Origin of the sequence: Enterococcus cecorum (genome assembly GCF_052119425.1) — a bacterium.
Lineage (GTDB): Bacteria > Bacillota > Bacilli > Lactobacillales > Enterococcaceae > Enterococcus_E > Enterococcus_E cecorum_C.
Genome location: NZ_JBQKFH010000028.1, coordinates 19,511 through 32,673 on the forward strand (window position 1 = coordinate 19,511; position 13,163 = coordinate 32,673).

Annotated in this window: 15 protein-coding genes; all 15 read left to right on the forward strand. The window is 33.6% G+C overall.

Features of this window, described 5'->3' with window-relative positions:
* Positions 1–6 precede the first annotated feature (6 nt).
* The 15 genes from ACTQZM_RS08130 to fliY all read left to right on the forward strand — a co-directional run bounded on the left by ACTQZM_RS08130 (position 7) and on the right by fliY (position 13,011).
* Entirely contained in the window at positions 7–717 is a 711-nt protein-coding gene (locus tag ACTQZM_RS08130) for a sigma-70 family RNA polymerase sigma factor (protein ID WP_441653441.1), read from the forward strand.
* Positions 714–1,424 carry a flagellar hook-basal body protein gene (locus tag ACTQZM_RS08135; protein ID WP_441653442.1) on the forward strand — a complete coding sequence of 237 codons (711 nt, stop codon included), beginning with the start codon at positions 714–716 and terminating at the stop codon, positions 1,422–1,424. The genes ACTQZM_RS08130 and ACTQZM_RS08135 overlap by 4 nt, the downstream gene beginning before the upstream one ends.
* A gap of 17 nt (positions 1,425–1,441) precedes the next feature.
* On the forward strand, positions 1,442–2,227 hold the full coding sequence (locus ACTQZM_RS08140) for a flagellar hook-basal body protein (RefSeq protein WP_441653443.1): 786 nt from the start codon (positions 1,442–1,444) through the stop codon (positions 2,225–2,227).
* 14 nt (positions 2,228–2,241) lie between these two features.
* Positions 2,242–2,952, forward strand: a complete 711-nt coding sequence (locus ACTQZM_RS08145) for a cell division ATP-binding protein FtsE (RefSeq protein WP_248624014.1) — start codon at positions 2,242–2,244, stop codon at positions 2,950–2,952.
* 273 nt (positions 2,953–3,225) lie between these two features.
* Entirely contained in the window at positions 3,226–4,509 is a 1,284-nt protein-coding gene (locus ACTQZM_RS08150; protein ID WP_349276783.1) for a methyl-accepting chemotaxis protein, read from the forward strand.
* A gap of 23 nt (positions 4,510–4,532) precedes the next feature.
* Entirely contained in the window at positions 4,533–5,006 is a 474-nt protein-coding gene (locus ACTQZM_RS08155; protein ID WP_248624016.1) for a chemotaxis protein CheW, read from the forward strand.
* Positions 4,987–5,490, forward strand: coding sequence for a chemotaxis protein CheD (locus tag ACTQZM_RS08160; protein WP_113783611.1), 504 nt, complete (start codon positions 4,987–4,989; stop codon positions 5,488–5,490). The genes ACTQZM_RS08155 and ACTQZM_RS08160 overlap by 20 nt, the downstream gene beginning before the upstream one ends.
* A 44-nt stretch (positions 5,491–5,534) precedes the next feature.
* Positions 5,535–6,587: a chemotaxis-specific protein-glutamate methyltransferase CheB gene (gene cheB, locus ACTQZM_RS08165; protein ID WP_248624017.1), complete on the forward strand. Its 1,053-nt coding sequence runs from the start codon at positions 5,535–5,537 to the stop codon at positions 6,585–6,587.
* A 5-nt stretch (positions 6,588–6,592) separates the two neighbouring features.
* Positions 6,593–7,366, forward strand: coding sequence for a CheR family methyltransferase (locus ACTQZM_RS08170; protein ID WP_432265080.1), 774 nt, complete (start codon positions 6,593–6,595; stop codon positions 7,364–7,366).
* A 21-nt stretch (positions 7,367–7,387) separates the two neighbouring features.
* Positions 7,388–9,472 (forward strand): chemotaxis protein CheA, encoded by a 2,085-nt coding sequence (locus tag ACTQZM_RS08175; protein ID WP_349276778.1) that lies wholly within the window; start codon positions 7,388–7,390, stop codon positions 9,470–9,472.
* Positions 9,469–10,056, forward strand: coding sequence for a chemotaxis protein CheC (locus tag ACTQZM_RS08180; RefSeq protein WP_441653444.1), 588 nt, complete (start codon positions 9,469–9,471; stop codon positions 10,054–10,056). The genes ACTQZM_RS08175 and ACTQZM_RS08180 overlap by 4 nt, the downstream gene beginning before the upstream one ends.
* Positions 10,057–10,070: 14 nt before the next feature.
* Positions 10,071–10,433 (forward strand): response regulator, encoded by a 363-nt coding sequence (locus ACTQZM_RS08185; RefSeq protein ID WP_441653445.1) that lies wholly within the window; start codon positions 10,071–10,073, stop codon positions 10,431–10,433.
* A gap of 20 nt (positions 10,434–10,453) precedes the next feature.
* A complete protein-coding gene (locus ACTQZM_RS08190) occupies positions 10,454–10,849 on the forward strand; it encodes a chemotaxis protein CheW (protein WP_113783617.1) in 396 nt (131 codons plus the stop codon).
* A gap of 25 nt (positions 10,850–10,874) precedes the next feature.
* The gene (fliM, locus tag ACTQZM_RS08195) at positions 10,875–11,894 is read left to right on the forward strand and encodes a flagellar motor switch protein FliM (RefSeq protein ID WP_349276775.1); all 1,020 of its coding nucleotides are present in this window, start codon (positions 10,875–10,877) and stop codon (positions 11,892–11,894) included.
* 1 nt (position 11,895) lies between these two features.
* On the forward strand, positions 11,896–13,011 hold the full coding sequence (gene fliY, locus ACTQZM_RS08200) for a flagellar motor switch phosphatase FliY (RefSeq protein WP_248624022.1): 1,116 nt from the start codon (positions 11,896–11,898) through the stop codon (positions 13,009–13,011).
* Positions 13,012–13,163 lie beyond the last annotated feature (152 nt).

The following is a 13,163-nucleotide window of genomic DNA, read 5'->3' on the forward strand; positions in this document are numbered from 1 at the left end:
ATTTAGATGTATGGGACTACGCGTGAAGAAGAAATATTAAAATATTTGCCGTTAGTAGATCGAGTGGTTAGTAGAATTTCCGTGAAAAGCTCAGATTATGATAAAAGCGATTTGGTAAACATCGGGGTTATTGGATTAATGGACGCATTAAGAAAATATGATGCTTCTAAAAAAGTTCCGTTTGAAAGTTATGCTATCATCAGAATCAAAGGTGCTATTTTAGATGAAGTGCGTAAAAATTCAAAAATTTCGCGATACAAGATGAAGAATGTGAATGATTTTTATAAAGCTCGTAATGATTTGCAACAGAGTTTGAAACGTGAAGTAACAGATAAAGAGATTTGCGATTATTTGAACATCAATGAACAACAGTTAGCAAATATCTATGATAGTTTGCATTATTTAGCTAGTGTCTCATTGGAAGAAATGTTGTTTTCTAGTGAAGATGATGGTGTTGAGCTTAAAGACACAATTCAAGATGAGTCAATGAATAATGCTCTAGATATTCTTGTAAAAGATGAACAGCAAGGAGCTTTAGAAAAAGCAATTGCAATATTATCTGAGCGTGATCAATTAATTTTAAGTTTGTATTATAAAGAAGAATTGACATTAAAAGAAATCTCAGAAGTGTTAGATATTTCTATTGCTCGTGTTTCACAACTGCATGGCAAAATCATTATTAAATTAAGAGAGAGTATACAGGAGGAATTAGCATGATTCGTTCATTAGATACAATTTATAAAAGTGTTCATGTATTACAAAAACGTCAAGAAAATTTGAATAGTAATATCGCCAATACAAATACTAGCGGCTATATGGCTAAGGATTTATTTCAAAAAACATTAGAAGGTGTGCCATTACATAATTATGAAGATGACGTTAAAATGGATAGATATCATCAAGTTGGTGATTTTACATTTGGTAATGGTTTGAGTGGCGCATACTTAAATACTAATCGCGGAGCCTTGAAAAATACTGGTCGTTTAACGGATTTTGCAGTTAATGATAATGGTTTCTTTACCGTACGAATGAATAATGGTCAAATGGCGTATACACGAAATGGTAACTTCCAATTGAATAATCAAAATCAGTTAGTAACTCAAGAAGGCTATCAAGTTTTAGGCGCAAATAATCAACCAATTACTTTGGAGATGGGGCGAACACCTAATTTTTTAATCACAAGTTTTGCTGATGAAAACGCCCTAGTAAGTATGGGAGATACCTATTATACAAGTAATCAGGCTGGCCAAATCATTAATAATGCATCAGTTGTTCAAGGTTATGTAGAAGGTTCTAATGTTAACGTTGCTGATGAGATGGTTAAAATGATTCAAACAACTCGAGAATTTGAAGCGAACCAAAAAGCGTTAAATACAGTGAATGAAACTTTGAATAAAGCAGTTAATGAATTAGGTAGAGTATAAAGCGAGGCGATAACTTAATGAATATGAATAGCATTTTATCAATAAGTAAAACAGGACTTACTCAATTACAAAAATCACTAGATAATACAGCTAATAATATTGCTAACGTTAATACTGTTGGCTTTAAAGCGAATGAAATGAGCTTTAGAGAACTATTAAATAACCCAACTACTAATCGAGAAGTTGAACAACTTAATAACCCACAGAATATCGACTTTAACGCTGGGTTACAAACTAATGTACAAGCTATTAATTTTACCCAAGGAAGTTTAGCAAGCACGGGATTGCCTACTGATTTGGCAATTAGTGGGGATGGCTTTTTTAGAGTATTCGATGCTGCAGGAAACCAATTTTTAACAAGAGATGGCGCTTTTCGTTTAGATAGCCAGAATCAATTAGTCAATCAACAAGGTTATCGCGTAGATGTCACTTACACGATACCAAGTCAAAATTGGCCAAATAATGCAATTAGTATTAATAGTCAGGGAATCATTTCAACAAGAAACAATGATCAAACAATCGAACTAGGTAGAGTGAATTTATTTTTACCAACGCGAGATTCGGACTTGTCAGCAGTAGGTAAAAATCTTTTTCAGTTAAGTCCTGGTGCTATAGTAGCGAATAATATACAAAATCCAAACTTATTTGGAAACATAATGCAAGGATATATCGAACAATCGAATGTAAATTTAGCTCAAGAAATGACAGATATGATTGTAACGCAACGTAGCTTCTCATTAAACGCGAAGGCAATACAAGCAACTGATGATATGCTGAATTCAATTAATCATTTTACAGATTAAAGTAGGGAGTTTCGATGATTAAAGTTGAGAATATTGGAAAAGTGTATAAAAATGGCTGTAGAGCATTACAAAACGTATCCTTTAAAATAAACCAGGGAGAATTTGTCTATGTCGTGGGGCCATCTGGTTCAGGGAAAACAACTTTGTTTAATCTATTAACTCGCCAAGAAGAGCTAACAACAGGAAAAATTTTGATGGGGAATACCCCTATTCATCGATTAAAGGATCACCAAATTTATCAGTTACGACGACAGATTGGAATAGTAGGACAAGAGGATTTATTCTTACCGCGACAAACTGTAAGACAAAATCTTGATTTTCCTTTACAAGCATTATCCGTTAAGAAAAATGATCGTGATTATCGAATTCGGGAAGTTCTATTACAAGTTGGAATGAATGCATATATAGATGCTTATCCAGAAGAAATGTCAGTTGGACAACAAAAACGAATAGCTATAGCTCGGGCGATTATCAATCATCCATTTGTGTTAATAGCTGATGAACCAACTGCAAATTTGGATATTAAAACAGCTTTTGAAATGATGAAATTATTTTTTAAGTTGAATAATCAAGGGATGACAGTCTTAATTTCAACTCATGATTCAACGATGGTAAATACTCTAAAAAAACGTGTTTTAGAATTATCTCTTGGACATTTAATCCGCGATGATAAATCAGGTGGTTATTCGACAATAAATGATCCAAAAGATATATATGTTTTATAATTTGACTTAAAAATATTTACTTTTTTACCGATATTATTAAGGAGAATTGCCCACAGAATCGCTATTTATGGCGTTTTTTCAGAAAAAATTATTTTCTTTTCAAATAGATAAATATTTTGATAGAAATACTTTTGAAAAATACATAAATAATATCTGGATTTTCTTTTCAGGAGGTGAAGAAAAAAATAATAGTTAGTGTGATGGGCACTCATCTTTTGCTAATTTTTTAGCATTAATTCAGATAAAATATTGTATACGAAGAAGGGTTTAATTATGAAAAATGTTCGCTCTGTTTTATTAAAAGCATTCAGCCTATATACGGTTGTGTCGCTTGTTGTCTCAATAGTTATTTTTGGAATCGGCTACTTTACGTTTGCTGACGAAGTGGGTGGAAAATTTTTAACTTTTGCTATTATTGCAATTTTGGTCAACTTGGCAATTTCGATTACTTACAACCTTGTCGCTACTTCTGATAAAAATCCATCAATGAAAAAATTGCAAGATGTATTTGATCAAGTAGCAACTGGCGATTTTTCTAATTTGGAAGAACAAGGTGAAGAATTTTCAAATGATCGTAATTTGAATTCACTGCGTACAGGCTTTATCGGAGTTATGAATACATTTAAGGCTGTCATCGTAGGCATGAAAGAAGAAAGTAAACATATGGAGGATATGGTTAGTAATCTTGAGTCAACTGCTAGTGGGGCCAAAACCTCTATCGAAAATATCCGTACATCAATGAATACTATTGCAGATGTAGCAATTGCTGAAAATACTGAAGCGATTCAAACAGTCGACGATATGAATGAGTTATCTACTCAAATTGAAGATATTAACCAAGAGATTAAACGTATCAATACCTATATTGAACGTTCACAATCAAGTAATGTAAAAAATGCCCAAGCGATGCAATTGGTTCATCAAAGTTGGATTGAAGAACATCAGACTCAATCACAATTGGTAAATGAAATGACTGATATGAACCATGATATTCAAAACATCGGTAAAATTGTTCAACTTATTAAAGATATTTCTGAACAAACTAATCTTTTAGCGCTAAATGCCTCTATTGAAGCAGCACGAGCAGGTGAGGCAGGACATGGTTTTGCGATTGTTGCTGAAGAGGTTCGTTCATTAGCTGAACAAAGTAATCAATCTACTAAAAATATCCGTGATATCATTGAAGTGATTCGTAAAAAATCAGAACAAATGGTAGAGTCTATGACTACTTCTTATGCGAAAAGTCAACAACAAACAGAAGTCTTAGATCAAGCCATTTCGACTTCAAATGAAATCTCTCAAATTGTAGAACAGTTCGTTGAAAGTAGTCAATCTATTGAATCAGCAGTGGATAGTATTGTCGAGAAAAAAGATATGGTACAACAAGCTATTCGTAATATATCAAGCTCAATTGGCGAAACTTCTGCTGGATCACAAGAAGCTACCTCAAGTTTAGAAAACTTCAGTCTAGTAATTGATGAGTTCGAACGTGGTATTCAAGAAATTGAAAGTATTGCTTCAATTCTAAAATTCCAAGTGGATAGCTTCAAACTCTAATAATTAGAAAAGGGTGCGTATAGATGGAACAATATGTAATATTTAAAAGTCATTCGCAGCTATTTGCCATTCGAGTAATGGATGTAGATCGTGTGATTGAGGCTCGCAATTTTATCCACCTTCCGGAAGTTGAGGAACATATATTAGGTGTTTATGAATATCAAGAATCTATGGTTCCAATCATTGATATTAGGAAAAAACTATTCAGAGAGTATAGTGATCATAAAGAAGATGCGAAAGTAATTCTTTGTCAATGGAAAGGTCGTTTACTAGGTTTATTTGTAGAGGATATTAAAGGAATCTATTATTTAGAAGAAACTAACTATGAACAGGATTTGATTCGTTCTTCTTTAAAACAAAGTTATATTGAAAAATTCTTGAAGCTAGATGATGAAGTCGTTATGCTGTTAGACTTAAATTATTTGTTTAGTTCTACAGATTTCGATCAGGTGCAGGATTTAACAGAAGGTGAGAGCGATGTTATCGAATCTGAATGATGATATAAAAGTAGGGATTTCTGATTATAAGATTGCTAGAGCACCTAAGCAAATTATGACTGTTGGATTAGGATCTTGTATTGGGACAATTATTTATGATGAAAGAAATAAAATTGGCGGATTGAGTCATATTATGTTACCAGATAGCAGTCAGTTTGTGGGACATTCACAAATAAAGATAGCCAAATTTGCAGATTTAGCATTACCAGCTATGGTTGAAGAACTCTCAAAACAAACGTCAACCCCTATGTTTCGCTTTAAAGCAAAGATTGTCGGTGGGGCAAGTATGTTTAGTTTTAGTGAAGATGCTTCTTTAAGTGTTGGTCAAAGAAATATTGAAGCTGTGGAGCAAGCGTTGCATAAACTGCATATCCCAATTGTAGCTAAGCATGTAGGTGGAAATGTCGGACGAACAATGATTGTTGATTTAAATACATTTAAAACGACTGTCCGAATGGTTAATCGTCAAGTCATTGTGATATAAATAAAAACTAAAAACAAGATGTTTTTTTGATATGGAGTGTTTTTATGGACGTAATGGTTGTAGATGATTCTGCATTTTTAAGAAAAGTGATATCAGATCTTTTGGTAAAAATGCCAGAAGTAAATGTTTCCTTACAAGCAAGGAATGGTAAACAAGCATTAGAACTTTTGGCCAACCAGTCTGTAGATTTAATCTTACTAGATGTGGAAATGCCAATATTAAATGGAATAGAGACGTTAAAACAAATAAAAGCTAAATATGATATTCCGGTAGTAATGCTGAGTGCTTTAAGTAATAAAGAAGTTACAATTGAAGCATTAGAATTAGGTGCGGATGATTTTGTTGAGAAACCTACAAATATCATGGTGATTGGTCAAGAATGGGCCCGTGATTTTTATGAAAAATTAGTCACAATTTATAGCCAGCATCGTCCTAAAAAAAGACGAAATTCTTTTTCTACCGACAATCAAACATCAATTCAAAAAGCTACACCAGAAATTTTGAAAAAAGAAATAAAAATTGGTAATAAAAATTTGCCATCTAAAGTGCAAGCGTTAGTGATTGGAGCATCAACAGGAGGACCTAAAGCTTTAATTAAAGTTATTACCAGTTTACCTCCACATATGAGAATGCCTGTTTTTATTGTACAACATATGCCAAAAGGATTTACGACTTCTTTTGCTAAACGTTTGAATGATGAAGCAAAGGTACCTGTTGTAGAGGCACAACAAGGAATGCGAATTTCAAATCAAGTCTATCTTTGCCCTGGTGATTTTCATATGACCATCGAGAATAATCGCATTAATTTAAATCAAGACCCTAAATTACATGGGACTAGACCAGCAGTAGACTATCTATTTGAGTCAGCAGCAAAAGTTTATAAAAATGAATTAGTAGGTGTATTACTCACTGGAATGGGTAGAGATGGTGGAAAAGGAATGCAACAAATAGCCAATGCAGGTGGATATAATATTGCACAAAATAAAGAAACCTGTGTTGTTTACGGCATGCCTAAATATGCAGTTGATTTAGGGGTTGTACATGAAGTGTTAGATATCGATAGTATTGCGCAAAAAGTAAAACAAATTGTAGGGTGATGGAAATGGCTTTGAATTTCGAATTTTTTAATCAATGGGTTCAAACTAAATTAGGTGTTAATTTATCTGCATATAAAGAAAAGCAGATGCAGCGACGTATTCAAAATATTATGGAAAACGAAAATGTACGTACGTTGGAAGACTATGCTAAATTGATGGAGCGCGATAGAGAAGCAAAACAAAGATTTTTGGAACATATTACCATAAATGTAACTGAATTTTATCGCAACAAAGAGTTATTTGATTTATTTGAAAAACATCTTATACGTTTATCTAAAGAAAATAGGAATCTTAAAATTTGGAGTGCAGCTTGTTCCATCGGTGCAGAACCTTATACTTTAGCAATGCTTCTAAAGAAAAATAATTTACGTGCGAGTCAATTAATTGCAACAGATATCGATCAGACTATTTTAATGAAAGCTCGTGAAGGGATATATAAAGATTCCGAGATAAGAAATATGCCAAGCAATGAGAAACAATTGTATTTTACTAAGGATGAAAAAATGTTATATCATCTTTCTCCTGAGATAAAACGCATGGTAATGTTTAAAAAACATGATTTGCTAAAGGATCGATATGAATCCAATTGTAATATTATCGTATGTAGAAATGTTACGATTTATTTTAAAAACGATGCACGCGATGAAGTCTATCAAAAGTTCGCCGATGCATTGGTTCCCGGAGGAATTCTTTTTACAGGGGCAACTGAAACAATTAATTACTGCGAAAACTTTGGATTAAGAAAAATTGATTCATTTATATATGAAAAGATGGCTTAAATCTAGAAAGGAGTCAGTCTGATGGATGATAATAGCGTTTATCGTACACTCTTCTTTGAAGAAACAGACGATCATCTCCAACAATTAAACGATAATGTTTTAGAGTTGGAAAGTAATCCAGATGATATGAATTTATTAAATGAAATTTTCCGTTCAGCCCATACTCTAAAAGGAATGGCTGCTACAATGGGTTATGATGTAATGACAGAATTAACCCACAAAATGGAAAATATCTTTGAACTATTTAAATCTGGTAAAATGCCAGTTACAAGTGAAGCTATTTCACTTATTTTTAAATGTTTAGATCGTTTAGGCGGTTTAGTAGAGGATTTGCGTGAAGAAAAAGAACTTCAACATAGTCAAATTGAAGATTTATTATCTGCTTTAAGTCAATTTGAAAGTGGCGGAGGGGCTTCACAAGAAAATAATGAAGGCACTGATGTAAATAATTCATCAGAGAAAAAAGAGTCTAATGCTTTGAGCGTTTCTTTTGAACATTTAGAAGAAGCAGATGTCTCTGTAATTGAACAATTAGATGGTGAAGATAAAGCATATAGTGTAGCTATCCGCTTGGATAAAGAATGTGCAATGAAAGGAGCACGTGTTTATCTAATTTTAGAAAGACTTGAAGGTTTGGGAGACTTGTTACATACAGAACCTTCAACGGAGGATTTAGAAGACGGAAATTTTGAGACAGACTTTCAATTTATCTTTATTTCACAAGTGAGCCAAGAAGAAATAGAAGAAAATATCTTAGGTAACAGTGAAATTGATAGCGTGGTGATTAAACCTTTTGATAAAGATGCTGATCAAAAACAAAATCAAGCTGTTACAATAAATAATGAGACCACCGAACAAACTGATAAGCAAGAAAATGTATCAGAAGTAAAAGTTGAAACGAAACCATCTGAAACACAAAAAGCAACAACAAATACCACACATCATAATAATAATCATAAAAATCAATCTATTCGTGTAGATTTATCTCGTTTAGATTTATTTTTAAATTTAGTATCAGAGTTAGTTGTCTATAGAAATCAACTAGAAGATGTAAGCAATCGAGCACACTTAACAGAAATTAAGGATTCACTCGAACAAGTTTCACGCTTAACATCCGAATTACAGGAATTAGTTTTAAAAATTAGAATGCAACAAGTAAATGTTGTATTTAGTAGATTTCCTCGCATGGTTCGAGATTTGTCCAATGAACTAAACAAAGAAATGGATTTAATCATTGAAGGAGAAGAAACAGAGTTAGACAAGACAGTGGTTTCTGAACTAAGTGAACCACTTGTGCACATATTGCGTAACTCGGCGGACCACGGAATTGAAGCGCCAGAAGTTCGAGAACAGTTAGGTAAACCAAGACGTGGGAAAATTCATCTAATTGCTTACCAAGAAGGAAATCAAGTTATTATTACGATTAGTGATGATGGAAAAGGTTTGAATCCAGAAATAATCCGTGAAAGTGCAGCACGAAAAGGCTTATCTACTGCTGGTTTAAACGATGAAGAAGTACAAAAATTAATTTTTCACCCTGGTTTTTCAACTGCTAAAGAAATAACTAATATCTCCGGTCGTGGAGTAGGAATGGATGCAGTACAGTCTAAAATTCATGCATTAGGTGGAACAATTGAACTCCGTAGTGTGGTTAATGAAGGAACAACATTTATTATCAAGTTACCATTAACTCTTTCAATTATCGAAGCCTTGATGGTGAGAGTAGGAACCGAAACCTTTGCGATACCACTTGATGTGGTTGAACGAGTGGTGTTGGTTCATGAAGATAAAATTGAAAAAACATTCACTAATGAAGTATATGGATTCCAAGGGCAGATGATTCCAATTATTCGCATGAATCATTTATTATCTATTAATGATGAAATGCCTAAAAAACATTATGCTATCATTGTAAGTATTGATCAAAAATACTATGGAATTTTAGCAGATGAACTTATTGGTCAACAAGAGATTGTTATCAAGAAGATTGATCCAATCCTTCAACAAATCAAGAAATATCAAGGAGCTACTATCTTAGGTGATGGTTCAATTGCATTAATTCTTGATGTGAATACCATTTGCAACGAAGTGAGGAACGAGTTATGAGTTACGATGAGATGCAATTGGATGTTTTAAAGGAAGTTATGAATATTGGTGGAGGTAATGCTGCAACTAGTATTTCATCAATGGTTAATAAAACAATTTATATGAAAGTGCCTGATGTCAATATTTTAAGCTATCAAGAACTTTATGATCAAATCATCCATGAAGATGAAGAAGTTTATGCGATTGTTAGCAAGATTATCGGAGAAGTACAAGGTGTATTTTTATTCGTTTTAGGAAACGATTCTGCTAGTAAAATGACAGAGTTCATGCTTGGAGAACAAACCGATAATCCTGAAATCCAACAATCAGCATTAAATGAATTAACTAACATCATTGCCAATTCATTTTTAGGTGCAATTGGCAAGTTGATTGATCGTCAATTATTTGCAACTTTACCTGTTGTACAGTATGATTATTTTGGAGCAATTATAAGCAGCATGTATATGGCTTTAGATCAATATGATGACAATATCATGATCATTAGAAATGAATTTTTCTATGATCAAGAAAAGTTAGATGCTTCCTTGTTCTTCATTCCGCAACAAGGTGGAATAGAAAAAATATTTGAAGCACTAGGAATTTGAGAGGAGATATTATAATGAGTGGAAAAATTTTAATTGTAGATGATGCGGTATTTATGCGTATTAAACTGAAAGATATTCTTACAAAAAATGGATATGAGGTTGTTGGAGAAGCTCAAAATGGGCAAGAGGCTTTTGAAAAATATCAAGCAACAAATCCAGATGTAGTTACTATGGATATCACAATGCCTGATGTTGATGGACTAGAAGCTTTAAAAATGATTCGTGCGCATGATCCAAATGCAAAAGTAATAATGTGTTCAGCGATGGGACAACAAGGTATGGTTATGGATGCAATTAAATCTGGTGCGAAAGACTTTATTGTAAAACCGTTCGATACAGATCGTGTAATTAATGCTATTACAAAAGTTTTGGGCTAACAGTTTGGAGTTGATGACAAATGCAAATGATTTTATTTCAAATGAATCAACAGCATTTTTTAATCTCGGCTGATTCAGTTGAGGAAGTGATTGATACTGTCAATATTACTTCTGTTCCTCTAGCTCCTCATTGGGTAGAGGGATTGATTAATTTGCGTGGAACCGTATTGACAGTTATCAATCTTTCACGTTTAATAGGTATGAACTCAATTGCTGAAAATCGGAATATACTAATTATGAAGCAAAATGAAGAGCGCAAAGGTTTACTGATTGAAGAAGTAATTGAAGTGATTGATATTCAAGAAGAGGAGATCCAATTAGACGCAACGGAAAAATTTGATTACTATACGGGAATTGTTAAGTTTAAAGACCGTTTAGCAAATGTGATTGACGTGAATCATCTAATTTTTGAATAATGTAATGAATAAATGGGGGATTTAGGTGGATCAAGTATTATCACAACAAGAAATAGATATGCTTTTATCGGCCATGAATAACGGTGAGATTATTGAGGAGGTCGTGGAGGAAAAAGCTGACGAACAAATCAAAGCTAAAAAATACGACTTCAGAAGGCCAATTAAGCTCTCTAAAGAATATATTAATACTTTGCATATGATTTTTGAAGATTATGCAAAAATGGCCAGTACTGCATTATCTACTAAGTTAAGAACAAATGCGATGATGCAAGTGGCAGCAATCGAGCAAATAAGTTATGATGAATTTATTCATTCAATTCCTAAGTTTACACTTTTAGGTGTTATGCAGTCTAAACCAATGAACGGTTTACAGATTTTGGAAATTAATCCGCAACTTTCTACGTTGTTCATTGAGTTATTATGTGGTGGGTTGGATGTCATTTTAACTCGAAAGGAAAAAGATGAGCCTATTTTTGAAGATTTAGATAAGAAATCTTTTACAGACATCGAACTTTCGATACTAACTGAGGTTGTCGAATTGTTGATTGATACATTCCAAATTTCTTGGCGTGAAATTGTCGAATTAGATTGTACGCTAGAGTCGTTGGATACTAATCCACAGTTACTCCAGTCGATGTCACCTAATGAGCCGATTACATTAATTACTTTTAATTTTAAAATGTTTGAGGTTGATAGTTTTGTCAATTTATGTATTCCATACGTATTCTTTGAAGGCATGATTGATAAACTAAGTATTCGTAATTGGTTTGATGCCAATCGAAATGAAAATGAAGATGATAGTGAATCTTTACAAAAGAGTTTAAATAATGTGGAGTTAGAGATGGAAGTGCAACTAGGAAATGCCCACATGAACCTCTCTGAATTTCTACAATTGATGCCAGGCGATATCATCAAGCTGGATCGTAAAATTACTGATCCATTGGATAGCTACATTGCTGGTAAGCCATATTATCGTGTTAAACCAGGGAAGAAAGATGATTATTTGGCTGTTGAATTAATTGATCAGTTAGAAGGAGAGGATTAACATGAGTGATAGTCTTTCACAAGCAGAAATCGATGCTTTGTTAAATGGAGGAGTGACAAACGAGCCTCAACAAGCACCGACAGAAGAAGTAAGCGAAGAACAACAGCTTTTATATGATATTATTGGTGAAGTTGGGAACATTTCTATGTCTCAAGCTGCAACTGCACTTTCATCTATTTTGAATCGTCGAGTAAGTATTACAACTCCTCGTGTTTCGAAAGTGAAGTTTCAGGAAATTTTAGATAGTTTAGCTGCGCCAAAGGTTGCTACTACCGTAGAATTTAAAGAAGGTTTATTAGGTACTAATTTAATGCTTCTGGAAGTAAGGGATGCAATCGTTATTGCCGACTTAATGATGGGCGGCGAAGGCAATCCTACTAGTCAAGAATTTACGGAGTTAGAATTAAGTGCCGTTGCCGAAGCGATGAATCAAATGATAGGATCTGCCTCGACTTCAATGGCGACGATGACTAATCGAAAAGTAGATATTTATCCACCGAATGTGAAGTTGTGGAAAGAAGGAATGACGATTCAGACAGAGTCGATTAAACCTGAAGATGACATTTATAAGATTTCGTTTGATTTAAGTGTTGAAGGTGTCATTGAGAGTGAAATTATGCAAATCTTTAGTGAAGAAGTTGTACATGATATCGAAAAGGCAATGCTTGCTGACGAGGCCAAAGTTGTCACAAGCACACCTGTTGAGGTTCAGCCTCCAGTTGCCCCAACACCTCAGCCAACTCCACAACCACAGGTGCAAACTACTGTTCAAAATACTACTGTTGCTCCTCAGCCGACAGTAGAATATAGTCGTCCAGAATTTCAAACTTTGACTTCGGAACAAACGATGGATGGCGATAATTTAGATTTAATTTTAGATGTACCGCTTGATTTGAGTGTTGTTTTAGGTCGAAGTAAACGTACAATTAAAGAAATCCTTTCTTTAAGTACGGGTTCAGTTGTTGAGTTAGAGAAATTGACGGAAGAACCACTAGAAATATTGTTAAATGGCAAGTTAATTGCTACTGGAGAAGTAGTTGTAATTAATGAAAATTTTGGTGTTCGAATTACTAATATATTATCTCAAAAGCAAAGAATTTCAAATTTAAATAAATAAAAACAAAAAAGCATGAATAGCGGCTTAGGCTGTGTTCATGCGTAAGCGTCCAATAACAAGGTGTATCGCATCTATCTAGTCCTCCAGTTATACTGTATTCAAACAGAAGATTGGAGGTTTTTTATGATGAAACAACCCATTGTCCATCTAGA

Excerpts from the sequence above, each read along its gene's own strand:
- cheB (WP_248624017.1), top strand. The coding sequence starts at position 5,535 with ATGGACGTAATGGTTGTAGATGATTCTGCATTTTTAAGAAAAGTGATA.
- ACTQZM_RS08175 (WP_349276778.1), top strand. The coding sequence starts at position 7,388 with ATGGATGATAATAGCGTTTATCGTACACTCTTCTTTGAAGAAACAGAC.
- ACTQZM_RS08185 (WP_441653445.1), top strand. The coding sequence starts at position 10,071 with ATGAGTGGAAAAATTTTAATTGTAGATGATGCGGTATTTATGCGTATT.
- ACTQZM_RS08190 (WP_113783617.1), top strand. The coding sequence starts at position 10,454 with ATGCAAATGATTTTATTTCAAATGAATCAACAGCATTTTTTAATCTCG.
- ACTQZM_RS08155 (WP_248624016.1), top strand. The coding sequence starts at position 4,533 with ATGGAACAATATGTAATATTTAAAAGTCATTCGCAGCTATTTGCCATT.
- ACTQZM_RS08135 (WP_441653442.1), top strand. The coding sequence starts at position 714 with ATGATTCGTTCATTAGATACAATTTATAAAAGTGTTCATGTATTACAA.
- fliY (WP_248624022.1), top strand. The coding sequence starts at position 11,896 with ATGAGTGATAGTCTTTCACAAGCAGAAATCGATGCTTTGTTAAATGGA.
- ACTQZM_RS08180 (WP_441653444.1), top strand. The coding sequence starts at position 9,469 with ATGAGTTACGATGAGATGCAATTGGATGTTTTAAAGGAAGTTATGAAT.
- ACTQZM_RS08170 (WP_432265080.1), top strand. The coding sequence starts at position 6,593 with ATGGCTTTGAATTTCGAATTTTTTAATCAATGGGTTCAAACTAAATTA.
- ACTQZM_RS08160 (WP_113783611.1), top strand. The coding sequence starts at position 4,987 with ATGTTATCGAATCTGAATGATGATATAAAAGTAGGGATTTCTGATTAT.
- ACTQZM_RS08150 (WP_349276783.1), top strand. The coding sequence starts at position 3,226 with ATGAAAAATGTTCGCTCTGTTTTATTAAAAGCATTCAGCCTATATACG.
- ACTQZM_RS08130 (WP_441653441.1), top strand. The coding sequence starts at position 7 with ATGTATGGGACTACGCGTGAAGAAGAAATATTAAAATATTTGCCGTTA.
- ACTQZM_RS08140 (WP_441653443.1), top strand. The coding sequence starts at position 1,442 with ATGAATATGAATAGCATTTTATCAATAAGTAAAACAGGACTTACTCAA.
- ACTQZM_RS08145 (WP_248624014.1), top strand. The coding sequence starts at position 2,242 with ATGATTAAAGTTGAGAATATTGGAAAAGTGTATAAAAATGGCTGTAGA.